The 25,135-nt window shown below is 55.2% G+C and carries 23 protein-coding genes and 1 pseudogene; 14 read left to right on the forward strand and 10 right to left on the reverse strand.

Annotation, left to right across the window (positions count from 1 at the left end; genetic code table 11):
* Window positions 1-102: 102 nt before the first annotated feature.
* Window positions 103-1,296, reverse strand: a complete 1,194-nt coding sequence (locus KHQ24_RS22795) for an MFS transporter (protein ID WP_228298033.1) — start codon at window positions 1,294-1,296, stop codon at window positions 103-105.
* Window positions 1,297-1,493: 197 nt separating this feature from the next.
* Window positions 1,494-1,730, reverse strand: a complete 237-nt coding sequence (locus KHQ24_RS22800; protein ID WP_004202976.1) for a tautomerase family protein — start codon at window positions 1,728-1,730, stop codon at window positions 1,494-1,496.
* 60 nt (window positions 1,731-1,790) lie between these two features.
* Here KHQ24_RS22800 and KHQ24_RS22805 point away from each other — a divergent pair, with 60 nt between their 5' ends.
* Window positions 1,791-2,252, forward strand: coding sequence for a winged helix-turn-helix transcriptional regulator (locus KHQ24_RS22805; protein WP_017899569.1), 462 nt, complete (start codon window positions 1,791-1,793; stop codon window positions 2,250-2,252).
* Between the two features lie 236 nt (window positions 2,253-2,488).
* Window positions 2,489-3,706 (forward strand): MFS transporter, encoded by a 1,218-nt coding sequence (locus tag KHQ24_RS22810; RefSeq protein ID WP_211777490.1) that lies wholly within the window; start codon window positions 2,489-2,491, stop codon window positions 3,704-3,706.
* A gap of 60 nt (window positions 3,707-3,766) precedes the next feature.
* Here KHQ24_RS22810 and KHQ24_RS22815 read toward each other — a convergent pair whose 3' ends face one another.
* The gene (locus tag KHQ24_RS22815) at window positions 3,767-4,675 is read right to left on the reverse strand and encodes a DUF535 family protein (RefSeq protein ID WP_004202981.1); all 909 of its coding nucleotides are present in this window, start codon (window positions 4,673-4,675) and stop codon (window positions 3,767-3,769) included.
* 289 nt (window positions 4,676-4,964) lie between these two features.
* On the opposite strand from KHQ24_RS22815, the gene KHQ24_RS22820 reads away from it, so the two are divergent.
* A complete protein-coding gene (locus KHQ24_RS22820; RefSeq protein WP_002908189.1) occupies window positions 4,965-5,105 on the forward strand; it encodes a hypothetical protein in 141 nt (46 codons plus the stop codon).
* Between the two features lie 44 nt (window positions 5,106-5,149).
* Here the strand turns inward: KHQ24_RS22820 and KHQ24_RS22825 are convergent, their stop codons facing one another.
* The gene (locus tag KHQ24_RS22825) at window positions 5,150-6,040 is read right to left on the reverse strand and encodes a LysR family transcriptional regulator (RefSeq protein ID WP_017899570.1); all 891 of its coding nucleotides are present in this window, start codon (window positions 6,038-6,040) and stop codon (window positions 5,150-5,152) included.
* Window positions 6,041-6,180: 140 nt separating this feature from the next.
* On the opposite strand from KHQ24_RS22825, the gene KHQ24_RS22830 reads away from it, so the two are divergent.
* Genes KHQ24_RS22830 through KHQ24_RS22855 form a run of 6 tightly spaced genes read left to right on the forward strand, consistent with a single transcriptional unit; the run spans window position 6,181 to window position 11,905 of the window.
* The gene (locus KHQ24_RS22830) at window positions 6,181-6,888 is read left to right on the forward strand and encodes a CoA transferase subunit A (RefSeq protein WP_211777491.1); all 708 of its coding nucleotides are present in this window, start codon (window positions 6,181-6,183) and stop codon (window positions 6,886-6,888) included.
* Between the two features lies 1 nt (window position 6,889).
* Window positions 6,890-7,546: a CoA transferase subunit B gene (locus tag KHQ24_RS22835; RefSeq protein ID WP_049003325.1), complete on the forward strand. Its 657-nt coding sequence runs from the start codon at window positions 6,890-6,892 to the stop codon at window positions 7,544-7,546.
* 9 nt (window positions 7,547-7,555) lie between these two features.
* Complete coding sequence (locus KHQ24_RS22840; RefSeq protein WP_064188103.1) at window positions 7,556-8,737, forward strand: acetyl-CoA C-acetyltransferase; 1,182 nt, start codon at window positions 7,556-7,558, stop codon at window positions 8,735-8,737.
* Between the two features lie 11 nt (window positions 8,738-8,748).
* The gene (locus KHQ24_RS22845; RefSeq protein WP_192080364.1) at window positions 8,749-9,672 is read left to right on the forward strand and encodes a 3-hydroxyacyl-CoA dehydrogenase family protein; all 924 of its coding nucleotides are present in this window, start codon (window positions 8,749-8,751) and stop codon (window positions 9,670-9,672) included.
* Window positions 9,673-9,716: 44 nt separating this feature from the next.
* Window positions 9,717-11,111, forward strand: a complete 1,395-nt coding sequence (locus KHQ24_RS22850) for a GntP family permease (protein WP_196531944.1) — start codon at window positions 9,717-9,719, stop codon at window positions 11,109-11,111.
* Between the two features lie 23 nt (window positions 11,112-11,134).
* Window positions 11,135-11,905, forward strand: a complete 771-nt coding sequence (locus tag KHQ24_RS22855) for a 3-hydroxybutyrate dehydrogenase (protein WP_004202988.1) — start codon at window positions 11,135-11,137, stop codon at window positions 11,903-11,905.
* 19 nt (window positions 11,906-11,924) lie between these two features.
* On the opposite strand, the gene KHQ24_RS22860 is transcribed toward KHQ24_RS22855, so the two are convergent.
* On the reverse strand, window positions 11,925-12,797 hold the full coding sequence (locus KHQ24_RS22860) for a LysR family transcriptional regulator (RefSeq protein WP_004145376.1): 873 nt from the start codon (window positions 12,795-12,797) through the stop codon (window positions 11,925-11,927).
* Between the two features lie 106 nt (window positions 12,798-12,903).
* Between KHQ24_RS22860 and budA the strand changes: the two genes are divergently transcribed.
* From budA to KHQ24_RS24530, 4 genes and pseudogenes are all read left to right on the forward strand, one after another.
* Window positions 12,904-13,683 carry an acetolactate decarboxylase gene (gene budA / locus KHQ24_RS22865; RefSeq protein WP_002908205.1) on the forward strand — a complete coding sequence of 260 codons (780 nt, stop codon included), beginning with the start codon at window positions 12,904-12,906 and terminating at the stop codon, window positions 13,681-13,683.
* Window positions 13,684-13,692: 9 nt separating this feature from the next.
* A complete protein-coding gene (gene alsS / locus KHQ24_RS22870; protein ID WP_004202990.1) occupies window positions 13,693-15,372 on the forward strand; it encodes an acetolactate synthase AlsS in 1,680 nt (559 codons plus the stop codon).
* A gap of 23 nt (window positions 15,373-15,395) precedes the next feature.
* The gene (locus KHQ24_RS22875) at window positions 15,396-16,166 is read left to right on the forward strand and encodes a (S)-acetoin forming diacetyl reductase (RefSeq protein ID WP_004151179.1); all 771 of its coding nucleotides are present in this window, start codon (window positions 15,396-15,398) and stop codon (window positions 16,164-16,166) included.
* Between the two features lie 149 nt (window positions 16,167-16,315).
* Window positions 16,316-16,444 (forward strand): annotated as a pseudogene (locus tag KHQ24_RS24530) (IS110 family transposase); the annotation flags it as partial.
* 109 nt (window positions 16,445-16,553) lie between these two features.
* On the opposite strand, the gene KHQ24_RS22880 reads toward KHQ24_RS24530, so the two are convergent.
* From KHQ24_RS22880 to KHQ24_RS22895, 4 genes are all read right to left on the reverse strand, one after another.
* A complete protein-coding gene (locus tag KHQ24_RS22880; protein WP_049004054.1) occupies window positions 16,554-18,056 on the reverse strand; it encodes a carbohydrate porin in 1,503 nt (500 codons plus the stop codon).
* 164 nt (window positions 18,057-18,220) lie between these two features.
* Window positions 18,221-19,624, reverse strand: coding sequence for a glycoside hydrolase family 1 protein (locus KHQ24_RS22885; RefSeq protein ID WP_211777492.1), 1,404 nt, complete (start codon window positions 19,622-19,624; stop codon window positions 18,221-18,223).
* A 34-nt stretch (window positions 19,625-19,658) separates the two neighbouring features.
* Window positions 19,659-21,542, reverse strand: coding sequence for a beta-glucoside-specific PTS transporter subunit IIABC (locus KHQ24_RS22890; protein ID WP_211777493.1), 1,884 nt, complete (start codon window positions 21,540-21,542; stop codon window positions 19,659-19,661).
* 356 nt (window positions 21,543-21,898) lie between these two features.
* Window positions 21,899-22,786 (reverse strand): LysR family transcriptional regulator, encoded by an 888-nt coding sequence (locus KHQ24_RS22895; protein WP_040241338.1) that lies wholly within the window; start codon window positions 22,784-22,786, stop codon window positions 21,899-21,901.
* 284 nt (window positions 22,787-23,070) lie between these two features.
* Between KHQ24_RS22895 and KHQ24_RS22900 the strand changes: the two genes are divergently transcribed.
* The gene (locus KHQ24_RS22900; RefSeq protein ID WP_049004058.1) at window positions 23,071-24,108 is read left to right on the forward strand and encodes an aldo/keto reductase; all 1,038 of its coding nucleotides are present in this window, start codon (window positions 23,071-23,073) and stop codon (window positions 24,106-24,108) included.
* Between the two features lie 51 nt (window positions 24,109-24,159).
* On the opposite strand, the gene KHQ24_RS22905 is transcribed toward KHQ24_RS22900, so the two are convergent.
* A complete protein-coding gene (locus KHQ24_RS22905) occupies window positions 24,160-25,104 on the reverse strand; it encodes an SMP-30/gluconolactonase/LRE family protein (RefSeq protein WP_211777509.1) in 945 nt (314 codons plus the stop codon).
* Between the last annotated feature and the right edge of the window lie 31 nt (window positions 25,105-25,135).

Raw genomic sequence — 25,135 nt, forward strand, 5'->3', positions numbered from 1 at the left:
TGTAGCGTGTGTGACGTTTATTCGCGCGCAGGTTAAGATGAATTTCAGCAATGCATAGCTAAAAAGCACAAAACGAGGGCCCGCGCAGCGGCAGGCCAGACGCTAAGCGCGGGGCGGCGATAACGGGCGCAGCAGCAGGGTGAACAGCGCCAGCCCCACCGGCGCCAGGGATCCCCACAGCACCGCGTTCCAGCCGAAGGCGTTGAGCAGAACGCCGGACGAAAACGAACCCACGATCATCACGCCGAAGACCAGAAAATCGTTGAGCGACTGAACCTGGGTCTTCTCTTCCGGGCGGTGGAAATCGATGATTTTCGCCGAGGCGCCGGTGAAGCCAAAGTTCCAGCCGATGCCGAGCAAAATCAGCGACAGCCAGTAATGATACACCCCGACGCCGCTGAGACCGACCGCCACCGAGGCGCCGGTGATCAGCAATCCCGCCGCCGCCATGCGCGCTGCGCCGAAGCGCTGGATCAGCCGGCCGGTGACAAATCCCGGACCGTACATCGCCATCACATGCCACTGGATCCCGAGGTTGGCGGCCTGCTGGGAAAGGCCGTGCATATGCATGGAGAGCGGCGCGGCGGTCATCAGAAAATTCATTACCATATAGGCCACCGCGCCGCTGAACACCGTGGTGGCAAAGCCCGGCTGGCGGACAATCTCGCGCAGCCGCCGCCCTCCGCGAACGCTGGCCGCCGCGGGCTCTGCTGGCGTCACGCCTGCCAGCAGAATGGCGGCGAGCGCCGCCACCAGCGCCTGAGTGAGGAAGGTGAAGGCGAAGGTATAAGTCGGCCAGAGGTGCATGGTGCCGGTGACCAGCATCGGGCCAATGATCCCGGCGGCCACGCCGCCGCCCATCACCAGCGACAGCGCGCGGGCGCGACGTTCCGGAGCGACGCCGTCGGTGGCGGCAAAGCGAAAACTGAGCGCCACCGCGGCATAGGCGCCGCCAAGCATCGCGGCGAAACAAAACAGCAGAAAAGAGCCCAGCACCACCGCCAGAGCGGCCGCCAGACCGGTAACCACCCCGGCGCCGGTACCGGCCATAAACGCGGCTTTGCGGCCCCGCTTACGCGCCAGCGCGCCGAAAGGCAGAATCGAGGCCGCCATCCCCAGCACAAACAGGGTGATCGGCAGCGTGGCCAGCGACGGGCTGGGGGCGATGGTATTGCCGACGATAGCGCCAGTGGCGTAGAACACCACCGAGTTGGCACCGGCCAGCGCCTGAGCGACGGCCAGGCGGATGATATTGTTGTTCTGCGCCGCCAGCGGCAGCATCTGTTCGCTAGACATCCGTTGTTTTCACCAGTTTGAGAGTGGCGCCAGGCGGGTCGTCTGGCATCGCGCCCTGTTTGTTGGGTTCCCTGACCGTTACCTTAGCCGCAAAATACGCTTTTGCACCATAGCTAATAGCAATATTACCCGGCGACCTGGCCCTCTTCTGCGCCAGATCGCCGGGTCGGGCTTCGCAGCCCGCTTTTTTCAGGAAATCAGTCGCGCCGCGCCGCGGCGAATTTAGCCGCAATCATCGCGGCCGTCGGCTGGACGCCCCCCAGGCTCCACTGCTCCGGGTCATGTTCATCAATGCGGATCCACACCGACTGGCGGAACTGCGGATCGCCCTGCCCCTCAATCTCCACCAGCAGATCGGTCATCCGCCGCAGCAGCTCACTTTTCTGTTCCGCGGTCATGATCCCTTTAATGGTTTGCACGTTAACAAATGGCACGCTATGCTCCTTAGCATCTAAGTCTAAATTTCAAACTCAGAGTAGAAGGCCAATCTCACGATGTCAAAAAATAAATCATTGCCCTACCTCGATCCTGAGCTGTGCGGCCTGGCGGAAGGAGCCAAAATACTGGGCGACCGCTGGGTGCTGCTGATCCTCCGCGAGGCGTTTTACGGCGTGACGCGCTTTGAAACGATGCAGGCGCATACCCATATCACCCGCCAGACGCTCACCACCCGGTTGAAAACCATGACCGAAATGGGCTTGCTTCGCAAAGTCCCCTATCGGGAAGCGGGGGCTCGCGAGCGCTATGAATATGTTCTCACCGAAAAAAGCCGTAGCCTGGCGCTGGTGCTGTTCGCCCTGATGGAATGGGGCCACCAGCAGGTGCTGCACAGCGCGCCGCATATTGCGCTGGTGGACAGCGCCAGCGGCGAGGCCGTCCATCCCGGGTTCGTCACCGCCAGCGGCAGCGTGGCGAATCCCGCCGCGCTGCAGATCGTTAAGGCAGACGAACGCTGAGAGCGGCGCGGTTGCCCTGATACAGAACTTTCGTAGGCCTCTGGCGGAAGCCGCGACGAGCAGGTATGTTGCATTGCCACGTTACCCGACGACTGGGTGACATTTTGGTTTCATCGAACGGTGCGATAAAGAATGAGGCTCTCTGCCGGGTCCGATCCCGGCTATTATTCGTGGCGCACGCCATGACCGCCCTGGTCCGCCGCTGATCCGCGGATCGTTCATGCTAAAGGAAGAAAATGTCGCTTCGTTCACTGCGGGCTTTATGTTTGACCAGCTTCTTTATCGCCGACGTTCGCGACGGCCTCGGCCCGTTTCTGGGGATCTTTCTCACCCAGCGTCACTGGCAGGCGGAGGACATCGGCCTGTTGATGACCGTCGGCGGCGTGGCCGGCCTGCTGGCGACCCTGCCCGCGGGCTTCATCACCGACACCTCGCGGCATAAGCGCGTGCTGCTGGCCGGGGTCTGCCTGGCGATCACCCTGACCACCCTGCTGCTCTGGTTCAGTCAGAAGACCAGCGTGGTGGCTCTTTCACAGGTTGCCAGCGGGATCTGCGCGGCCTTTGTCGGACCGTTAATCGCCGGGATCACTCTTGGGCTGACCCGACAGCGCGGCTTTAGCGCTCAGATGGGAAAAAACGAAGCCTTCAACCACGCGGGGAATTTCTTAACCGCGCTGATTGCCGGGGCCATCGCCTGGTACTGGGGCATCGGCGGCATTTTCATCCTGATGGCCTGTACCACCCTGTTTACCCTGATCGCCCTGCTGGCAATCCGCAGCAGCGATATTGACGATGACGCCGCCCGCGGCCTCGAGTCGGCAATCCCGCCCGCACTGCCTGGGTTTGCCATCCTGTTCCGCCATACGCCGCTGCTGATCGCCGGCGTGACCCTGATGCTGTTCCATCTCGCCAACGCCGCGCTGTTGCCGATGCTCAGCATGCGGATCGCCACCGCGCCGGGACACCTCAATCCGGGGCTGTTTGCCGCCGCCACGGTGATTATTTCGCAGGTGGTAATGATCCCGGTGGCCATCCGGGTCGCCGGCAGCATCGACAAATATAGTTACTGGCGATGCATTCTGCTGGCGCTGCTGATCATGCCCATCCGCGCGGCGCTGGCGGCCGCCAGCGACGCCCCGGCGATGATGGTCCCGGTGCAAATTCTTGATGGTCTGGCGGCAGGGATTTTGGGGGTGGCGGTGCCCAGCTTTATCGTCTCGCTGCTGCGCGGCAGCGGGCACGTTAACGCCGGACAAAGCGTGGTGATGCTAATGCAGGGCGCCGGGGCGGCGATGAGTCCGGCGTTAACCGGCGCTATCGCCGGGCGCTACTCTTTTGCTACCGCCTTCGGCGTGCTGAGCGTTATCGCGCTGGTCGCGCTGATAGTGTGGTGGCGCAGCGCCCCGCTGCTCACCAACTCGGTGTCGCCGCCGATCGGCGAGAGCGGCCAGTAAAGAAAGGATATCGTCAGGCGGACAACAGCCCCCTGCTGCCTGCCTGACGTGGGAAAGGCGTTAATTCATCTGCGGATTCAAGGTTATTTGCCGCAGAGCGTTCGCCATTTCGAGCTGAATCAGCTCTTTGACACCTTCGCGCTTAATAAACTGGCTGCGGTGTTTACTTTTTACCTCTTCAAGACTTTTTTTGATCTCCTGCGCCGGCAGTTTATACCAGCCGCGAGCCTGTTTCTCTCCGCCCATTTCCAGCCACAGCGATGAATAACTGGCTTTCACCAGATCGCTTTTCACGTGGTAATCGGAATCGATCGCGTAGACCGTAGTGATGCCGAAATAACGCAGGAAACCATACAGCACGCTCATGATGATATTTTTCGGCCGCGCGCCATGCAGCTCTTTGGTCAGCACCTTCACCTCATCATTGGTGATATCTTTCCCGCCCTGTATTCCGCCGATATAAGCGCGGCCATCGTCGGTACAGGAAAAACAGACGCTATAAACGCGCCGGTCGCCGAGAAACAGCTGCAGCATCAGCTCACCCTCCTCCTGAAACGGCGATGCCAGCAGCTTAACGTCAAGCTTTTCGCCATTTTTCAGAGGAATAGCAAACATCGTCCGGCCAAAATCCGCCACGTTATAGAGCTGCGGCAGCACATCGGGCTGAAACGTTTTCTCGATAAAATTCAGCGAACCGTGGGCAATATCCAGCTTGCGCCGTTTTGACATCCGTTTATTAAGATAGGCCTTAAAGGGTTTATCCTCGAAAGGCACCAGTCCCTGGGTCACGGCGGTCAATCGTGCGCACTGATATTTGGCGCAAAGTCCTTGATATTCTCTGTATTTACCTCCTGCGAGCGAGAGCTCTCTGCATTTTCGTAAGAATTTTTTATAGCTTATTTTGACCTGACCGATCACTTTATTATGTTTACGCCATTCTTTGATGGCGCCTGTAACAGTATGTTCCATTGATTAAGATCCATAGATTCATCCATAATCGCGGCCATATTAACATAAAAGCCATTCGTCAATGCTTAATTACACCTTCGTTGTCCTTTCATTTAATATTTAGGCAGGAAATTATTCTGGTGGAGATATTTAAAGCTAACGCCATCCTGTCAACGGTTATTTATGGTGGGTTTTATCTGCTGCCGGCGGACTTAACGCTCTGTGCGTTCGGCGCGAAGAGCGGTTACCTCCGCAGGCGGTTATGCCCTATACTTGACGCTGATTCAAAACCAGCAACGATAGGTAACTTATGGAAATTGATCTCGACAACCTGGTCTTCAGTGGCCTGGATGAAGCGGAAGAGCGCAACGCGGAGCGTCTGGAAGAAGCGGACAAAAAAGCCCAGGCGATCGTTGCCGATGACGATTGCGGCGACGCCTGCAAAATCTGATTATCAAACCGGCCTGCGGGCCGGTTTTTTTTCCCCACGCCCCCTCAGGTGGGTAAATACCCTTTCAACGTATCCAGCAGCGCCTGCGCCGCCTTCGACAGCGGCAGATGTCCGGCATGGATCGCCCCAACGCACTTTTCAATCGGCGGATCGCTGAGCGGAATGCACACTGCCCCCAGCGAGGTCATCTGCGTTTTGCATAGCGCCGGCACCGCGCTGCCTCCCAGACCGCTGGCTACCATCCTCCCCACCGTCACCAGTTGGTGGCTCTCCAGCGCCACGTCCAGCTGACGCCCGCTGCGCGCCAGCGCCTCCTCCAGCATCAGGCGCACCGCCGAGGGACGCTGGAGGGTGATAAAGTCGAGAGTTAACAGCTCCTGCCAGGTGAGCTTTTTTTTCTTCGCCAGCGGCGATTGCCGGGGAACGATCGCCACGAAGCGGTCCACCGCCAGCGGGGTAAACAGCAGGTTGTGGTTGGGCGATGGCTCGAAAGCGATGCCCATCTCTACCCGCCCCTCACGCACCATCTCGATTACCTGCTCATTGATCACATCATGCACCGTGACGTTCACCCCGGCATAGCGGTCGCGGAAGGCTTTCAGCGCCTCCGGCAGAACGTTGGCGGCGAACGACGGCATCGCGGCGACCGAGATTTTGCCGCGCTGCAGGGTAAAGCTCTGGCGCATCGCCTCCTCAACGTTATCCCAGTCGGCCAGCAGTTGACGGGCCATCGGCAGAAAGAGTTCCCCCTCCTGGGTGAGGGTCACTTTGCGGGTGCTGCGCTGCAGCAGCGCGCCCCCCAGCGCCTCCTCCAACCCTTTGATGGTCAGGCTGAGCGCTGGCTGCGACAGATTCAGCCTTTCGCTGGCGTGGGCGAAATTGAGAGTGTGAGCTACCGCTAAAAACGCGCGTAACTGTTTGACACTCATTCTCATTTTTCATCCTGTTAACTAATTGAAAGAAATTAGTTAACAGGAAATTAATTAAATTTCCAAATGAGTGAGTCACAAATTCAAAATTATCAAATCAGTCGCCCGCGCCAATGATAAGGGTATCGCAAGGCAGGAGAGACAAGATGGCAGGACTGGATAAACGCGTCGCCAGCTACGAAGCGGCGCTGGAAGGGTTAACGGACGGCATGACGCTGCTCGCCGGCGGCTTCGGCCTGTGCGGTATACCCGAGAATTTGATCGCCGAGGTGAAGCGTCGCCAGGTGAAGGGGCTGACGGTGGTTTCCAACAACTGCGGCGTCGATGGCTTCGGTCTCGGCATGCTGTTGGAGTCGCGCCAGGTCAGCAAGGTAGTGGCCTCTTACGTCGGGGAAAACGCGCTGTTTGAACAGCTGGTGCTGAGCGGCGAGCTGGCGGTAGAGCTCACCCCGCAGGGAACGCTGGCGGAAAAAATCCGCGCCGGCGGCGCCGGGATCCCCGGCTTTTACACCGCCACCGGCTATGGCACGCCGGTCGCCGAAGGCAAAGAGGTGCGCCAGTTCGAGGGTAAAAATTACATTCTTGAACAAGCTATTCGCGGCGATTTCGCCCTCGTGAAGGGCTGGAAGGCTGACTGGTACGGCAATGTGGTTTATCGCCATACCGCACAGAATTTCAACCCGCTGATGGCCACCGCCGGGCGCATTACGGTGGTGGAGGTGGAAGAGATTGTGCCGCCGGGCGAACTGCCGCCCTCCGCCATTCACACCCCGGGGATCTATGTCGACCGGCTGATCGTCGGGCAATTCGAAAAACGCATTGAACAGCGCACCTTGCGCGCCGGAGGGCACTGAGATGTTAACCCGCGAACAAATGGCGATGCGCGTCGCCCAGGAGCTGCGCGACGGCGACTACGTCAACCTCGGGATCGGTATCCCGACGCTGGTGGCCAATTACATTCCCGCCGGCATTGAAGTGATGCTCCAGTCGGAGAACGGCCTGCTGGGGATGGGCGAGTTTCCCGATGAGGAAACCCTCGACGCCGACATGATCAACGCCGGCAAACAGACCGTCACCGCGCAAACCGGGGCGGCGATCTTCGATTCGGCCCAGTCGTTCGCCATGATCCGCGGCGGCCACGTCGATCTTACGGTTCTTGGCGCCTTTGAGGTCGACGTCGCAGGGAATATCGCCTCGTGGATGATCCCCGGAAAAATGGTCAAGGGGATGGGCGGCGCCATGGACCTGGTGGCCGGCGCGCAGAACATCATCGTGGTGATGACCCACGCCTCAAAGAACGGCGAATCCAAACTGCTGCCGCAGTGCACCCTGCCGCTCACCGGCGTGGGCTGCATTCGCCGGGTGCTCACCGACCTGGCCCTGCTGGACATTGTCGACGGGGCGTTTGTCCTGCGCGAAGTGGCCCCGGGGGTCAGCCCCGACGAAGTGATGCGTAAAACGGCGGGACGGCTGATCGTCGCCGACGACGTGCGCGAAATGCGCTTCAGCTAAGGAGAGACCATGACCGATATTGCCATAGTTGCTGCCGTACGCACCCCGGTCGGCAGCTTTCGCGGCGCCTTCGCCCCGCTTTCCGCCGTCGACCTCGGCGCGGCAGTGGTGCGCAGCCTGCTTGAACGCTGCCAGCTGCCCGCCGCAGCGGTCGATGAACTGATTTTCGGCCAGGTGCTCACCGCCGGCTGCGGGCAGAACCCGGCGCGCCAGACCGCGCTGCGGGCCGGCCTGCCGGTGGACACTCCAGCGGTCACCGTCAATCTGGTGTGCGGCTCAGGGCTGAAAGCGGTTCAGCAGGCGGTGCAGGCGATCCGCTGCGGCGACGCCGAGATCGTTATCGCCGGCGGCCAGGAGAGCATGAGCAATGCTCCCTATCTGATGAATGGCGCCCGCGACGGCCTGCGTTTCGGCCATGCCAGCCTGCAGGACAGCATGCTCCAGGACGGCCTATGGGACGCTTTTAACGACTACCACATGGGCATTACCGCCGAGAACCTTGCCGACGCCTTCGACATCAGCCGCGAGCGCCAGGACGCCTTCGCCGCCAGCTCCCAGCGCAAAGCGGCGGCCGCTATCGCCGCCGGACGCTTTCGCGAGGAGATCGTCCCGGTCAGCGTCCCGCAGGGCAAAAAGCCGCCGCGTGTCGTGACCGACGATGAGCAACCGCGCCCGGAGACCAGCGAGCAGCAGCTGGCCCAGCTGCGCCCGGCGTTTCGCCCGGCTGACGGCAGCGTCACCGCCGGGAATGCCTCATCGCTGAACGACGGCGCTGCGGCGGTCCTGCTGATGAGCGTCGATAAAGCGCACGAGCTTGGGCTGCCGGTGCTGGCGCGCATTGTCAGCGCGGCGGTCGCCGGGGTCGACCCGTCGGTGATGGGCATCGGCCCGGTGAGCGCCTGCCGCCAGGCGCTGCAGCGCGCCGGCTGGACGCTGGACGAGGTGGATCTGATCGAAGCCAACGAGGCCTTTGCCGTCCAGGCGCTGGCCGTCGGCCAGCTGCTCGAATGGGACAGCGAGAAGGTCAACGTTAACGGCGGCGCCATCGCCCTTGGCCATCCCATCGGCGCCTCCGGCTGCCGGATCCTCGTCAGCCTGGTGCATGAGATGCAGCGCCGGGGCGCCAGCAAAGGGCTGGCCACCCTGTGCGTCGGCGGCGGACAGGGCATCGCCATGACCCTTCAACGTTAACAGGAGCCACTATGTTTACACCACGCCTGGCGGTACTCGGCGCCGGACTGATGGGCGTCGGCATTGCCTGCCATTTCGCCCGTTACGGTCACCCCGTCCGCCTGTATGACACCGATCCGCAACGTCTCGCCGAGGTACCCACGGTGGCCGGGGCGATCCTGCGCGAGCTGGAGGCGAGCGGTCAGCAGGATCCCGCCGACCGCGACGCCGTGCTGAGCCGTTTAACCCCTACCCCGGCGCTGCAAGCGCTGGCGGACGCCACGCTGCTGATTGAAGCGATCCCCGAACGGCTGGGGCTGAAGCACGCCCTGTATGCCGAACTGGAAACGCTGATCGCTGACGAGGCGATTATCGCCAGCAACACCAGCGGCCTGCCGCCGGATCAGCTGGCGCAGGGCATGCGCCTCCCGGAACGGCTACTGATCGCCCATTTCTGGCATCCGCCGCACCTGATCCCGCTGGTGGAAGTGGTGCCCGGGAGCGCCACCCTGCCTCATCTGGCGCGCCAGGTGAGCGACTTTTGCGCCGCCTGCGCGCTGGAAGCGGTGGTGCTCAACCGCGCCGCGCCGGGCTTTGTCGGCAACCGGCTGCAGTTCGCCCTGCTGCGCGAAGCGCTGCATATCGTCCACAGCGGCATCGCGTCCCCGGAGGTGGTGGACCAGGTGATGCGCGCCTCGCTGGGCCGCCGCTATGCGATGGTCGGCCCGCTGGAGGCAGCGGACATGACCGGCCTGGCGACGGTCCAGGATATCTGCCAGCACCTGCTGCCGGAGCTGGCCAGCGGCACCGAGATGATGTCGCTGGTGGCGGAGAAAGTGGCGCGAGGCGACACCGGCGCCCGCAGCGGGCAAGGCTTTTACCGCTGGGACGAGGCCCGGCGCCAGCGCATCCAGTCGCGCCGGGAACACCAGCTGCGCTTCGCCCTGAAACCCTAGTATCTCGTTCTGTACCCCTACAATAACAATGAGAGTGAGACGTCGTGATGAGTGTGATAATAGCCCTGGCCGCGCTGGCATTACTGATGCTGGCAGCCTACCGTGGATACAGCGTGATCCTCTTTGCGCCGATCGCCGCCCTCGGCGCGGTGCTGCTCACCGACCCGGGCGCGGTCGGCCCGGCCTTTACCGGCCTGTTTATGGAAAAAATGGTCGGCTTTGTGAAGCTCTATTTCCCGGTGTTTCTGCTGGGCGCGGTATTCGGCAAGCTGATTGAGCTGTCGGGATTCTCGCGGTCGATTGTCGCCGCCGCCATCCGCATCCTTGGACGCCGCCATGCGATCCCGGTGATCGTGCTGGTGTGCGCCCTGCTGACCTACGGCGGGGTGTCGCTGTTTGTGGTGGCCTTTGCCGTCTACCCTTTCGCCGCCGAGCTGTTTCGCCAGAGCGGGATCCCCAAACGGCTGATCCCAGCCACCGTCGCCCTCGGGGCCTTCTCGTTTACCATGGACGCCCTGCCCGGCACGCCGCAGATCCAGAATATTATTCCCACCAGCTTCTTCGGCACCAACGCCTGGGCGGCCCCGTGGCTGGGGCTTATCGGCTCGCTGTTCATTATCCTCTTCGGTTTGCTGTGGCTGGAGCGCCAGCGCCGCAAAGCGCAGGCCAGCGGCGAAGGCTATGGGACCGACCTGCAAAATGAGCCGGAGACCCCGGATGACATCAACCTGCCGCATCCGCTGATCGCTATCGCCCCGCTGCTGCTGGTGGGGGTGCTGAATCTGCTGTTTACCCACTGGATCCCGCAGTGGTACGGCGCCAGCCATGAGCTCACCCTCCCGGGTCTGGCGAAGCCTGTGGTCACCGAGGTGGGGAAAATCACCGCCATCTGGGCGGTACAGGCGGCGCTGCTCTCCGGCATTGTGCTGGTACTGGTCTGCGGCTACCGCAATATTCGCGGCCGGCTGGCGGAAGGAAGCCGGACGGCGGTGGGCGGGGCTATTCTCGCGGCGATGAACACCGCCTCTGAGTATGGCTTCGGCGCGGTTATCGCCGCCCTGCCGGGTTTCCTGGTGCTGTCGAAAGCCCTCGCGGCTATTCCCAATCCGCTGTTAAACGAGGCGATCAGCGTCACGGTGCTGGCCGGGATCACCGGCTCGGCCTCCGGGGGAATGAGCATTGCCCTGGCGGCGATGTCCGAGACCTTTGTCGCCGCCGCCCACGCCGCCAATATTCCGCTTGAGGTCCTGCACCGCGTCGCCGCCATGGCCAGCGGCGGCATGGATACCCTGCCGCATAACGGGGCGGTGATCACCCTGCTGGCGATCACCGGCCTGAGCCATCGCCAGGCCTACGGCGGCATTTTCGCCATCACGGTGATCAAAAGCCTCGCGGTACTGTTTGTCATTGCCACGTTCTATGTGACCGGCATTGTCTGAGACCCGACTGAAGGAGAAATATGATGAATTTAAACGGTAAAACAGCGCTGGTCACCGGCTCCACCAGCGGCATCGGCTTAGGGATCGCCAAAGTGCTGGCGCAGGCAGGCGCCCAGCTGGTGCTCAATGGCTTCGGCGACAGCAGCCACGCCCGGGCTGAAGTCGCCGCGCTGGGCAAGATCCCCGGCTATCACGACGCCGACCTGCGCGACGTCGGGCAGATCGAGGCGATGATGCGCTATGCCGAAAGCACCTTCGGCGGCGTCGATATCGTGATCAATAACGCCGGCATCCAGCACGTGGCCCCGGTGGAGCAGTTCCCGGTGGACAAATGGAACGACATCATCGCGATCAATCTCTCCAGCGTCTTCCACACCACTCGCCTGGCGCTGCCGGGCATGCGCCAGCGCAACTGGGGGCGCATCATCAACATTGCTTCAGTGCATGGCCTGGTGGCGTCGAAAGAGAAATCGGCCTATGTCGCCGCCAAGCACGCGGTGGTCGGCCTGACCAAAACCGTGGCCCTGGAAACCGCGCGCAGCGGCATCACCTGCAACGCCATCTGCCCCGGCTGGGTGCTGACTCCGCTGGTGCAGCAGCAGATCGATAAGCGCATCGCCGAGGGGGTCGACCCGGAGCAGGCCAGCGCCCAGCTGCTGGCGGAAAAGCAGCCCTCCGGGGAGTTTGTCACCCCGCAGCAACTGGGCGAAATGGCGCTGTTTCTGTGCAGCGACGCCGCCGCCCAGGTGCGCGGCGCGGCGTGGAACATGGACGGCGGCTGGGTGGCGCAGTAAGCCGCAGGCGTCGCGAAGATCAGAACATCGCCAGAAAGCGTTTCACCGTGCGCGAGCGCTCGAAGCGCCGCCAGGCGATGGCGATATCGGTCTTCAGCGGCGCCCCGCTGAGCGGGTGATAGCTGACGTTCGGCTGCTGGATGCAGGTCATCGACTGCGGGACCAGCGCGAAGCCGAACCCGGCATTGACCATGCTCAGCGACGACGAAATCTGCGACGACTGCCAGGCGCGCTCCATATCGATGCCGGCGCGCAGGCAGCTGTTGTACACCAGCTCATACAGCCCCGGAGCCACTTCCCGCGGGAAGAGGATCGGCGCCACGTCGCGCAGCTGCTCCAGGGCCAGGGTCGGCTGCGTCGCCAGCGGGTTATCGCGCGGCAGCGCGATAACCATCGGCTCCTCATCGATAATCCGCAGATTAAAGGCCTTACTGCTCTCGCACGGCAGACGGACGAAGGCAATATCCAGCTCGGCCTCGCTCAGGGCGGTCATCAGATTGGCCATGTTGTCTTCCATCTGGTGCAGGGTCACCCCGGGGTGGTCTAGCTGAAAACGGTGCAGCAGCGTGAAGATTTGCGGGTGGAAAGCATCAGAACTGGTAATGCCTAGCGACAGGCTGCCGTTCATCCCGCGGGCAATGCCCTTGGCCTTCTCCAGCGCCGCATCGCTCATGGCGAGGATCTGACGGGCATCCTCATAGAACGACTCACCGGCCTCGGTGAGCTCCACCCCGCGGGTCAAACGCCGAAACAGCGGGGTCCCCACCTCGCGCTCAAGCCGCTGAATTTGCTGACTTAACGGAGGCTGTGAAATACCCAGCTCCTTGGCGGCCTGGGTGAAGTGCCGCGTCCTGGCGACGGCGACAAAATAGCGAAGATAACGAAGTTCCATATCGAAAACGTCTCAAACCAGCATGGTTTCTATATTGGAACTGTGAGCTGAATCGGGTCAACATTTATTTAACCTTTCTTATATTTATTGAACGAGGAAGTGGTATATGAATCATTCTGCTGAATGCACCTGCGAAGAGAGTCTATGCGAAACCCTGCGGGCGTTTTCCGCGCAGCATCCCGAGAGCGTGCTCTATCAGACATCGCTTATGAGCGCCCTGCTGAGCGGGGTTTACGAAGGGAGCACCACCATCGCCGACCTGCTGAAGCACGGCGATTTCGGTCTCGGCACCTTTAATGAGCTGGACGGGGAGCTGATCGCCTTCAGCAGTCAGGTCTATCAGCTGCGGGCCGACGGCAGCGCACGCAAAGCGCAGCCGGAGCAGAAAACGCCGTTCGCGGTGATGACCTGGTTCCAGCCGCAGTACCGGAAAACTTTCGACCACCCGGTGAGCCGCCAGCAGCTGCACGAGGTGATCGACCAGCAAATTCCCTCTGACAACCTGTTCTGCGCCCTGCGCATCGATGGCCATTTCCGCCATGCCCATACCCGCACCGTGCCTCGCCAGACGCCGCCGTACCGGGCGATGACCGACGTCCTCGACGATCAGCCGGTGTTCCGCTTTAACCAGCGCGAAGGGGTACTGGTCGGCTTCCGTACCCCGCAGCATATGCAGGGGATCAACGTCGCCGGGTATCACGAGCACTTTATTACCGATGACCGCAAAGGCGGCGGTCACCTGCTGGATTACCAGCTCGACCACGGAGTGTTGACCTTCGGCGAAATTCACAAGCTGATGATCGACCTGCCCGCCGACAGCGCGTTCCTGCAGGCCAATCTGCATCCCGATAATCTCGATGCCGCCATCCGTTCCGTAGAAAGTTAAGGGGGTCACATGGACAAACAGTATCCGGTACGCCAGTGGGCGCACGGCGCCGATCTCGTCGTCAGCCAGCTGGAAGCCCAGGGGGTACGTCAGGTGTTCGGCATCCCTGGCGCCAAAATCGACAAGGTATTCGACTCACTGCTGGATTCCTCCATTCGCATTATTCCGGTACGCCACGAAGCCAACGCCGCGTTTATGGCCGCCGCCGTCGGGCGCATTACCGGTAAAGCCGGCGTGGCGCTGGTCACCTCCGGCCCGGGCTGCTCCAACCTGATCACCGGTATGGCCACCGCCAACAGCGAAGGCGACCCGGTGGTGGCCCTGGGCGGCGCGGTGAAACGCGCCGATAAAGCCAAACAGGTCCACCAGAGTATGGATACGGTGGCGATGTTCAGCCCGGTGACGAAATACGCCGTCGAGGTGACCGCGCCGGACGCGCTGGCGGAAGTGGTCTCCAACGCCTTCCGCGCCGCCGAGCAGGGCCGCCCGGGCAGCGCGTTCGTCAGCCTGCCGCAGGATGTGGTCGATGGCCCGGTCAGCGGCAAAGTACTGCCGGCCAGCGGGGCCCCGCAGATGGGCGCCGCGCCGGATGCCGCCATCGACCAGGTGGCGAAGCTTATCGCTCAGGCGAAAAACCCGATCTTCCTGCTCGGCCTGATGGCCAGCCAGCCGGAGAACAGCGCGGCGCTGCGCCGTTTGCTGGAGGCCAGCCATATTCCGGTCACCAGCACCTATCAGGCCGCCGGGGCGGTGAATCAGGATAACTTCTCTCGCTTCGCCGGCCGGGTCGGGCTGTTTAACAACCAGGCCGGGGACCGTCTGCTGCAGCTCGCCGACCTGGTGATCTGCATCGGCTACAGCCCGGTGGAATATGAACCGGCGATGTGGAACAGCGGCAACGCGACGCTGGTGCATATCGACGTCCTGCCCGCCTATGAAGAGCGCAACTACACCCCGGACGTCGAGCTGGTGGGCGATATCGCCGGCACCCTCAACAAGCTGGCGCAAAATATCGATCGCCGGCTGGTGCTCTCCCCGCAGGCGGCGGAGATCCTCCGCGACCGCCAGCACCAGCGCGAACTGCTGGACCGCCGCGGCGCGCAGCTGAATCAGTTTGCTCTGCATCCGCTGCGCATCGTTCGCGCCATGCAGGATATCGTCAACAGCGACGTCACGCTGACCGTGGACATGGGCAGCTTCCATATCTGGATTGCCCGCTACCTGTACAGCTTCCGCGCCCGTCAGGTGATGATCTCCAACGGCCAGCAGACCATGGGCGTCGCCCTGCCCTGGGCCATCGGCGCCTGGCTGGTCAATCCTGAGCGCAAAGTGGTCTCCGTCTCCGGCGACGGCGGCTTCCTGCAGTCGAGCATGGAGCTGGAGACCGCTGTCCGCCTGAAAGCCAACGTGCTGCACCTGATCTGGGTCGATAACGGCTACAACATGGTGGCCATCCAGGAAGAGAAAAAATATCAGCGCCTGTCCGGCGTCGAGTTCGGGCCGATGGATTTTAAAGCCTATGCCGAGTCCTTCGGCGCCAAAGGGTTTGCCGTGGAAAGCGCCGAGGCGCTGGAGCCGACCCTGCGCGCGGCGATGGACGTCGACGGCCCGGCGGTGGTGGCCATTCCGGTGGATTATCGCGATAACCCGCTGCTGATGGGCCAGCTGCATCTGAGTCAGATTCTGTAAGTCATCACAATAAGGAAAGGAAAATGAAAAAAGTCGCACTTGTTACCGGCGCCGGCCAGGGGATTGGTAAAGCTATCGCCCTTCGTCTGGTGAAGGATGGATTTGCCGTGGCCATTGCCGATTATAACGACGCCACCGCCAAAGCGGTCGCCTCCGAAATCAACCAGGCCGGCGGCCGCGCCATGGCGGTGAAAGTGGATGTCTCCGACCGCGATCAGGTGTTCGCCGCCGTCGAACAGGCGCGCAAAACGCTGGGCGGCTTCGACGTCATCGTCAACAACGCCGGCGTGGCGCCGTCCACGCCGATCGAGTCCATTACCCCGGAAATTGTCGATAAAGTCTACAACATCAACGTCAAAGGGGTGATCTGGGGCATTCAGGCGGCGGTCGAAGCCTTTAAGAAAGAGGGGCACGGCGGGAAAATCATCAACGCCTGCTCCCAGGCCGGCCACGTCGGCAACCCGGAGCTGGCGGTGTATAGCTCCAGTAAATTCGCGGTGCGCGGCTTAACCCAGACCGCCGCTCGCGACCTCGCGCCGCTGGGCATCACGGTCAACGGCTACTGCCCGGGGATTGTCAAAACGCCGATGTGGGCCGAAATTGACCGCCAGGTGTCAGAAGCCGCCGGTAAACCGCTGGGCTACGGTACCGCCGAGTTCGCCAAACGCATCACCCTCGGTCGGCTATCCGAGCCGGAAGATGTCGCCGCCTGCGTCTCCTATCTTGCCAGCCCGGATTCTGATTACATGACCGGTCAGTCATTGCTGATCGACGGCGGGATGGTATTTAACTAATAAAAAATAAGCTCTGACATGGCTTGCCCCTGCTTTCGCGCAGGGGCTTTTTTTTGGTTTGAGTGTAAGTGTAAGCATCCTGGCGAAACGAAGCATCAATATTTGCGGGCTTCTGGCGTTATTAGTTACGCTTCTGGCACGACGTGGGCAATTCAGTTGAAAATATACTTCGCTGGCTCAGGCTCCAGCACTGCGGTCCGGAAGAAGTTCATGTGGTGATGGAGGCCACCGGTGTTTACCACGAACGGCTGGCTACTGAGTTACATGATGCCGGTTACCTTCTGTTAAGAGACTGGCCTCCATTCAATTATCGGATGTATTGGATGGCCAGTGAATTTTTACAGTGAATAATCATTGTTATAAAAATGTGAAAAATATATAGGCCGTTCATCTCCACCACAATTCTGCCTGAACGCCAAAGCTTAACTGACGGCTTTTATCGTCATTGAAACTGAAATTAGTAATTTCGTTATGAATTGCATCCATATAGGTGGTATAGAAGCGAATTTCCGGGCGTGATTTTAACATGCTATTTGCAACTTTAAGTGCATGATAAACTGTTGCTTTATAGCCTGATTCTCGAAGAGTTCCGTCGATATTAGTATTTCTTTGATTAAAATAAGCCAACTCTATTCCTGTTTGATTATACTGATCCCAAATCCAGGCTGGCCGAACCACTGCACGCAAAAATTCCGAGTCAGAGTGTGGATGTTTATCTTCAATGGTATGAATATTTTTAGCCATCCCAGCAACTACTGTGCTGGCCATTATTATATTGGGGGATAAATAATTTTCCCCTTGTGTGATAAAGCGCCATGTATAGCCACTGGCACTGCCTGGTATATACAAATAGCCCGGTTCTGAGTCATTTATTTTAGCCATGCTACTAGCAATCGAATTATTACCAAGTTGAAACCCAAATTCATTGAAACCACCATCATCATGTTGTGTGGTTAAAGTGATAGTTCCCATTGCAGCATCTTTAAATTCGATATCATTCTGGCTATCTGTTTTATTTGCCATATGATATTTACCATCTATTTCCAATGTCTTATTATGAGATACAGGTATTTTATTATAACGAAAATCAATGAAATTCGTGTTGACTGTTTCATCAGCAGCATCCTTATCCTGACGTTGTAATGCAATATCCAAACTACCAACAGGCAATGTGATATTTTCTAAGCCTACACCGCCTGCGGTTACTGCATTATGATATTTCCAGTCAAGCATCTGGAGTTCTCGTTTAGCAATTTTATGCTTACCAACCCACAATATTGCATCAGGAATTGGTGGTATAAAACCCGTGGTTTTTAGATACATATCTGAAAATTGTAGATAACTGCCCTTCTCAGAGGGTGTATCGAACCATCCACTGGAATTTGACTGGCTAACATTACCGTCCAGAGTAACGATTGCTTCAGCCTCTCTAGTTTGATCTTTAAACACTCGCTGTGTAAAGGTGAGATCAAACCACCCCGTGTTTTCATTACCATATCGTCCAAGACTACCAATGGCATAGTCTTTCGGACCACCATTGGTTGTTGTTGCCATTCCTGCACGAAAATAACCGGAATAATTAAACCCTATTTCCTTCTTAATCTTTAACGCAAGATCGTGGAATTCACTATCCGACATATTATTAAATGTACCTGCCTCATTCGTCGAGGCGGATAATGGTTCACCTGTCGTTATTTTATTCGCAATTAATTTTTTGTTGTCATTCTCTTTGAATTTTAACTTATCGTCGTTCGATAACTCTTCCTTTAACTTCCGAACAATTGCATCAATATCCTCCGGCGAAAGAGTCGGTGCAGAAATAGCATAAGCATTAACTAGTAGAAGTGCGGAAATACATATAAGTTTTGTAAGGCTGTTCTTGATTGCCATCAATTAGTACCCTTGTGATTTTGATTTTATTGTTGTTTGCCAAGCGTTAACAATAAGTATTTATGAACACTATCATCTGTTAAATAAAAGATAAACAGCATCCCCCCATCTAATTTTTAGGTTAACCAGATGGGGTATACTTTATAATTAATCAAATAAATAATTCAGGGCCTGGACAAGCCATTCTTGCTAATCACATCTTTATACCACCAGAAGCTTTTTTTCGGGATTCTGGCGAGCTCTTTAAGATCAAATTCATCACGATCAACATATATAAATCCATACCGCTTGCCATAGCCTTGATGGGTGCTGATTAAGTCTATAGCGGCCCAGGGACAATAAGCGAAAATTTCTACACCATCGGTTATTGCAAGCTGCATTTGTTCAATATGCTTTTGTAAATAATCAATGCGGTATTGATCATCAATTTTACCATTTACAAGACAATCATGTTGACCTAACCCATTTTCAGAGATCATGATGGGTAATCGATATTTATCCCATACGGCTCTTAAAGTCGTGCGAAAACCTATAGGGTCGACCAGCCAGTTATAATCTGTTTTCTCGAGATAAGGGTTAACTGCTGCCCGATAAATACCTTCCTCACCATAGGTGATCTGCTGATCACCTTCGCGGAAGGTAATATCATGACCATCATTACGACTCGCACTGACCGTCATTGTGGCATAATAATTAATAGAAATGAAATCAGGGTTAGCATTCTTCAGTATTTCATCATCTCCCTCCAGGACATCAGGCTGATAACCTCGATCACATAAATATGACCAGGCGAGGCTGTTATATTGGCCATAAACTGCCATATCAAGATAAAGCCAACAACGAATTGCCATCCAGTTGTCTGCTGCAATAATATCCTCTGGATGGCAGGACGCTGGGTATACCGATATAATATTTGGTGCCGGTCCAATCTTACCCTCAGGCACACGTTCGTGGCACAGTTTCATCACTGCTGCCTGTGCTACAAACATATGGTGTGCTTCCTGGTAAGCGTGTTTTTTGCTGTTATGTTTTTTTCCAATGGCATTACCGTGTAAAATCATTACGTTTTGTTCGTTTATAGTTAAAAAATATTTTACCCGGTCACCAAAACGATCAAATATCAATCTCGCGTATTCTATAAATGCATCAATGGTTTTTCTTGAACTCCATCCACCTTGCTCTTCAAGTTTCAATGGCAAGTCAAAGTGATACAGAGTCAATATAGGCTCTATATTGTAACGCAACAGCTCATCAATTAAATTATTATAGAAATCAACCCCTTTCTCGTTTATTTCACCTTGCCCCTGAGGCAATACTCTCGACCATGAAACTGAAAAACGATAACTTTTTAATCCCATTTGAGCAAATAAACGAACGTCTTCTTTATAGCGATGATAATGATCGCTCGCTACAGTAAAATCGGTAATGTCAGCATGCCGGGCACCAAGGGCATCCTGGACCGAAGGACCTTTGCCATCGCAATTCCACCCTCCTTCAACCTGGAAAGCTGAAGTCGATGCTCCCCATAAAAATTCATTCGGAAAAACTTTAAGATTTTTGTATAGCATATTAAGCCCTTAATATTATTGATTCGGAATACATTTATAACTTGACGCTCATTATCTTTTTCGTGGCGTCAATTACCTTGTGTTGGTCTTGTGTATATTCAAGCTCTGAAGTTTCTTCAAGATTAGTAATAATAACAGGGGTGTGCAGAGAAAGACCGGCTGCGCTAATCGCCCCAATATCAAATTCAATCATGAGTTGTCCTGAAGTCACCTTCTGTCCTTTTTCAATGTAAGACTTAAAGGGCGCCCCTTTCAATGACACGGTATCAATACCTACATGGATCAATAATTCAACACCATTATTTGATTCCAGACAGATAGCATGTAAAGTCGGGAAAACTGAAACAACGGTACCGTCAAATGGTGCCAATACCTTTCCTTCAACAGGAACGATGGCTAATCCTTTTCCAAGGGCACCGGAAGAGAAAACTTCATCCTCTACTTCTTCTAATGGGATTACATTCCCTTTTATTGGATTCATTATCCCTTCTATATTATTTTTTTCTGCTGAAATGTGCGATTCTGCAGGTGCTTCAGCATTACCGGTACACACTGAAGCCGGTTCGTATTTCAGACTAAGAATATAGGTAAGGATAGCCGTTACTATAACGGAAATAAGTAATGCAATAAGAATATTAAAGATGTTCCACAGGTTCTCGCCAAGATATAAAGGCAGAGCTGGAAGTCCCGATGATCCCACGGCATAACGATACACATCTGTAATCCCGGCATATAAACCACCGCAAGCGGCTCCTGTCATACAAGCGATTAACGGGTATTTTTTTGGTAAATTTACACCATAGAGTGCAGGCTCTGTAATCCCCATTAGTGCAGTGATTCCTGAAGAACGTGCGATTTGACGAGTAGTATTCTCCTGAGTTCTAAAACCAACAACCAGCGCAGCAACGGCCTGACTGATATTGGCTATCATCGCACCTGGACCAATAATATTTTCGACTTTTAATGTTGTAAGTTGTGCAATAGAAAGTGGCGTAATGCTAAAATGAATGCCAAACATAACTAATATTGGCCAAAGTGTTGCTACAAGGAAAAGCACTGTCCAACTACCGACAGATTGTAAACCCACAAAAGCTAATGCAATATAATCTCCAATATACCCTCCCAGTGGACCAAGCAGCGTTAACCCTATAATACCGACAAACATCAGAGTCAACATAGGGACAAAGATAATCTTGATGGCATTAGGCACTATTGTATTCAAAAAACGTTCAACAAATGACTGTAGCCAAACAATGAGTAAAATTGGAACAACAGAGGAACCATAGTTTACGAGCCTAACAGGCAACCCAAAAATCTCTATTGGATCGCCTGTCAATCGTAACTGGACAAATTGAGGATGAAGTAAAATACCACCAAGCACTGCGGCAAGTATTGGATTGCACTTTAATTTTGATGCCGCATTATAGGCAAGTAAAATTGGCAAAAAGTAAAAAACAGCGTCAGACATAAAGTTTATAACTACATAGGTCTTCTCTTCCTTACCAATAAGGTTAAACACGACAAGTAAAGCCAGCAATGCTTTTACCATCCCTGCCCCGGAAATAGCGGGTATGAGAGGGTTGAATGTTCCAGAGATAAAGTCCATAACTGAACTTAAACTTATTTTTCTATTCTTCGATGTGGATATATTAGAACTGCTGGAGCTGCGTGCTGGGTACGCGTCATTAAATGCATCAAAAACATCCTTAACATGAGTGCCGACAACCACCTGGCACTGACCTCCACTCATAATGACATTGATTACCCCTTCAAGGGATTTCAATTTAGCAATGTCAATATTATTATCAACCAAAACAAATCTCAACCGAGTTTGGCAATGGGTTAAATCTTTTACATTCCCAATCCCGCCAATATGAGAAATTATAGAGGTTATCAGATTATGGTATTTACCGCTCATTAAGATTCTCCAGTTTTTGATGCTGGGAATCTAACAGTTGAAAAATATTGAATCAAATACCTTTAAACTATGCATTACTATGCCTCACAGGCATGGTAATCGTAATGACACAGCAACAAAACCTCTTGATAATCATCGGGTTTGTTTTTTTCGCTTTTGCATAAACTACTGTTACTGGTCGATTTCAGTATGTCCATAATCATAAAACGAGATCCAGATGCTACTTTTACAGCATAAGAATTCAACCTCCTTTAAATAATGTGATGGATATCACAACTATAATGAAGATAAAGAGTTCATGTTTTGGCTGTTTGTCCGGTTAAATCACCCTGACATTAATCGTTAGACGTTGGCTATTAGTATTCAGGTTGGTTCAGATAGCGTGAAATCGTTTTAACAAATAAATCTGTTGCGGTATTAAATATACGGCCTTTTTTCCATAGAACCAGGCTTTGTGTACGCCTTATCGGGTTAAACTGCCGAAAAGTTAATCCATTCACATTACGTACAAGTGGGCTATCAATACATACCACGTAACAAATACCTTTCCTGACGCTTTGAATAGGTATGACAAGACTGTTGTAGGTTCCTAATATATTAATATGATATTTCGAGCGGCCAAACCAGTTTTCTATTTCATTAATAACAGAAGGCCTCGCTGGAAGCATCAGTGGCTGATGGATCAGATCTTTCATTTCAACTTTTTCCTTTTTGGCTAAAGGATCGTCGACGGGTAGCAGCACACCCCATTCTTCATATGTGGGTAATCTTATGACGTTATAACTTAATGTATCAACCGGGTCTAATAACACACAAATATCAACCTCTCCTTCATCCATTTTTTTGATGATATATTCTGTTACGCCAGAATAGAAGTTAAACCTGACGTTAGGGTAAGATAAAGAGAAGGGTTTAATTAAGTCTAAAAGTAATTCGCTACCCTGTGACTCCACTATTCCAATGGTAACTTCACCAGAAACTAAAACATTCTTTTCGGTTAGTTCTTTTATTGTTAGTGCAGCAAGATCCAAAATATCTCTGGCGCGACTCTTTAATAATTTACCTTCTGGTGTGAGGGTCATTGCCCTGCCATTTTTTTCGAACAACTCCACACCAAGGCTCTGTTCAAGCATTATTAGCTGGCGACTTAATGTTGGCTGCGTAATGTGTAGCAAATCCGCAGCCTTGGTAATATTGTTAGTGTTTGAAACGGTCAGGAAGTAACGTAGAATTTTTAGGTCCATATAGCCACCAAATTTAACATATGAATCCCAACTATACTTGAGATATTAATAAGTGTTAACAGCCCATGGAGATTTTTGTTACCGATAGCGCATTATGAAAGCAGGGATGTTTGATGCGATCACCAATGTTACTTTGTCGGGACTGTACTTCGATTTTAATTCCATTGTCGACTACTTGTGAAAAAAACTCATAACACCATTCAATGGCGCATGCTGGTTCCCTTCATACCAGTGCAATACCCTGTCACATACAGAATTGCTGGCAATAAAAGAAGGAACACCGAATGAAGTATGTGAATCTGGGTCGTAGCGGGTTGAAAGTCTCCCGTCTTTGTCTCGGTTGTATGAGCTATGGCGAACCTGAACGGTTGCCTCAACCCTGGTCCCTGGATGAAAAGGCGTCACGTCCGCTCATTCGCCAGGCGCTTGAAGCCGGCATTAATTTTTTTGATACCGCGAATATCTACTCAGGCGGAAGTTCTGAAGAGATTACTGGAAAAGCGCTGAGAGAAATGGCCAGACGTGACGAGATCGTTGTAGCGACAAAGACCTTCTTTCCGTGGCGCAACTCACCCAATACCGGGTTTCTTTCCCGCAAGGCCATTTTTCAGTCTATTGACGATAGCCTGATGCGCTTAGGCATGGATTATGTGGATCTCTTTCAGATTCACCGCTTTGACCACTCCACGCCTGTTGAAGAGACCATGGAGGCTCTGCATGACCTCGTTAAAGCAGGAAAAGTACGTTACATCGGCGCATCTTCTATGGAAGCTTGGCGCTTTGCAAAAATGCAGCATACCGCTGAGCGTAACGGCTGGACCCGATTTATCACGATGCAACCGCAATACAACCTGCTTTACCGGGAAGAAGAGCGCGAGATGCTGCCCCTGTGTGAAGACCAGGGCATTGGGGTGATCCCCTGGAGTCCGATGGCACGCGGCAGGCTCACGCGCGACTGGAGTGTCACGTCCCGACGAACGCAAAACGATGCCTTTGCGTTAAAAATGTATGAGAACGCAGCCCTTCTGGATAAGCCCGTTATTGATGTTGTTGCCAGCATTGCCGAAAAGCACGCGGTGCCAAGAGCTCATGTTGCAATTGCCTGGCTGTTATCAAAATCCGTCATCACAGCACCGATCATTGGCGCAACGAAACCAGAACATCTTTCCACGGCTATCAGCGCGCTGGACTTTTCTCTGAGCGATGCCGAAATCATAGAACTCGAGGCACAGTATCTGCCGCACCCCGTTGACGGGATCATTCCCCCGCTTCCGGATACGCCGCCTTCCCTCACGCCGCCTTCAGCAATCCAGAACTGTTAACACCCTGCCCTGGCCCGGCGTTGCCGGGTCTGCCAGACCACTCATTCCCGGTCACTGATGTGAAAAGGGAAACGGTGCCGGCGCGAATGCGCCCGATCGAAAAATCATCGCTCCACCAGGTTCGCTCCCGCTGTTGGCGACAATAAACAACTCGCGATGCCCGGGGCGGATCGCCAGGCTTGTCGATTTAAGGTTACGGCCTTTGTCGCGGTCAGGCAGCACAATTTGCCCAATCGGCAGTCCGTTGCGGTTGAAGACCATGACGCGGCCCTGGCCTGAGATGGCCACATATACATTGCCTTCGCTGTCGACACGGGCCCCGTCTGGCGCCGGCCCGGTGAACTGATAGGTAACAACTGAACCAAACGGGGCGACCGTGGTGGCGTCTGACAGTCTTACGCGATGAAGCCTGTTTTTAGCGTGTTCTGTGGCCCATATCTGAGTACCGTCAGGGTCAATCGCTATGCCGTTCCCGACTGCGAGCCCAGGCAGGATGGCATGAATTGACCCGACATTGGGACTAACGTAGAACACTCCACCCTGTGGATCGGCTGAATTTCCCCGGCTGTCAGTGAAATAAAATCCGCCCTGATTATCAAAGACCAGGTCGTTGACAAGAAATCCGGCATCAGGAGCAACAATCATCTGCTCACCGGTGCCGTTGGGTTCGATAGCCCGAACAGAACCTCGCTGCATATCGCCCACCGAGGCGATAAAGATCCGTCCATCCTTGTGTACCGCCAGGCCGGAAGCACCGAGCGTATTCTCCTTAAGGACAATGGAAAGCTGCCACTCCGGGGTGAGCTTAAACACGCGCCCCGTCGCCACATCAACAAACAGCAGGTTATTGTTCCGATCGAACACGATCCCTTCGAGCACGAGCGACGCCTGTGAAACGCTGAAGTACGGCTGGGCCTCCACGGCCTGAAGAGAACGCTCCCAGGGCGGTATGGGGACGGCACTGCATGTAAGCGCTTTATGATTTAGTCCATTCATGTGGTTTATCCCCGGCAATAATACAGAGGGA

The organism is Klebsiella sp. 54 (assembly GCF_018223875.1).
Taxonomy (GTDB): domain Bacteria; phylum Pseudomonadota; class Gammaproteobacteria; order Enterobacterales; family Enterobacteriaceae; genus Klebsiella; species Klebsiella quasipneumoniae.

What these genes read in the sequence shown, in the direction of transcription:
- KHQ24_RS22875 (WP_004151179.1), top strand. Translation starts at nt 15,396, where the DNA reads ATGAAAAAAGTCGCACTTGTTACCGGCGCCGGCCAGGGGATTGGTAAA.
- KHQ24_RS22880 (WP_049004054.1), bottom strand. Translation starts at nt 18,056, where the DNA reads ATGGCAATCAAGAACAGCCTTACAAAACTTATATGTATTTCCGCACTT.
- KHQ24_RS22815 (WP_004202981.1), bottom strand. Translation starts at nt 4,675, where the DNA reads ATGGAACATACTGTTACAGGCGCCATCAAAGAATGGCGTAAACATAAT.
- KHQ24_RS22905 (WP_211777509.1), bottom strand. Translation starts at nt 25,104, where the DNA reads ATGAATGGACTAAATCATAAAGCGCTTACATGCAGTGCCGTCCCCATA.
- KHQ24_RS22795 (WP_228298033.1), bottom strand. Translation starts at nt 1,296, where the DNA reads ATGTCTAGCGAACAGATGCTGCCGCTGGCGGCGCAGAACAACAATATC.
- KHQ24_RS22855 (WP_004202988.1), top strand. Translation starts at nt 11,135, where the DNA reads ATGAATTTAAACGGTAAAACAGCGCTGGTCACCGGCTCCACCAGCGGC.
- KHQ24_RS22825 (WP_017899570.1), bottom strand. Translation starts at nt 6,040, where the DNA reads ATGAGAATGAGTGTCAAACAGTTACGCGCGTTTTTAGCGGTAGCTCAC.
- KHQ24_RS22820 (WP_002908189.1), top strand. Translation starts at nt 4,965, where the DNA reads ATGGAAATTGATCTCGACAACCTGGTCTTCAGTGGCCTGGATGAAGCG.
- budA (WP_002908205.1), top strand. Translation starts at nt 12,904, where the DNA reads ATGAATCATTCTGCTGAATGCACCTGCGAAGAGAGTCTATGCGAAACC.
- alsS (WP_004202990.1), top strand. Translation starts at nt 13,693, where the DNA reads ATGGACAAACAGTATCCGGTACGCCAGTGGGCGCACGGCGCCGATCTC.
- KHQ24_RS22810 (WP_211777490.1), top strand. Translation starts at nt 2,489, where the DNA reads ATGTCGCTTCGTTCACTGCGGGCTTTATGTTTGACCAGCTTCTTTATC.
- KHQ24_RS22805 (WP_017899569.1), top strand. Translation starts at nt 1,791, where the DNA reads ATGTCAAAAAATAAATCATTGCCCTACCTCGATCCTGAGCTGTGCGGC.
- KHQ24_RS22890 (WP_211777493.1), bottom strand. Translation starts at nt 21,542, where the DNA reads ATGAGCGGTAAATACCATAATCTGATAACCTCTATAATTTCTCATATT.
- KHQ24_RS22900 (WP_049004058.1), top strand. Translation starts at nt 23,071, where the DNA reads ATGAAGTATGTGAATCTGGGTCGTAGCGGGTTGAAAGTCTCCCGTCTT.
- KHQ24_RS22885 (WP_211777492.1), bottom strand. Translation starts at nt 19,624, where the DNA reads ATGCTATACAAAAATCTTAAAGTTTTTCCGAATGAATTTTTATGGGGA.
- KHQ24_RS22840 (WP_064188103.1), top strand. Translation starts at nt 7,556, where the DNA reads ATGACCGATATTGCCATAGTTGCTGCCGTACGCACCCCGGTCGGCAGC.
- KHQ24_RS22860 (WP_004145376.1), bottom strand. Translation starts at nt 12,797, where the DNA reads ATGGAACTTCGTTATCTTCGCTATTTTGTCGCCGTCGCCAGGACGCGG.
- KHQ24_RS22830 (WP_211777491.1), top strand. Translation starts at nt 6,181, where the DNA reads ATGGCAGGACTGGATAAACGCGTCGCCAGCTACGAAGCGGCGCTGGAA.
- KHQ24_RS22845 (WP_192080364.1), top strand. Translation starts at nt 8,749, where the DNA reads ATGTTTACACCACGCCTGGCGGTACTCGGCGCCGGACTGATGGGCGTC.
- KHQ24_RS22895 (WP_040241338.1), bottom strand. Translation starts at nt 22,786, where the DNA reads ATGGACCTAAAAATTCTACGTTACTTCCTGACCGTTTCAAACACTAAC.
- KHQ24_RS22835 (WP_049003325.1), top strand. Translation starts at nt 6,890, where the DNA reads ATGTTAACCCGCGAACAAATGGCGATGCGCGTCGCCCAGGAGCTGCGC.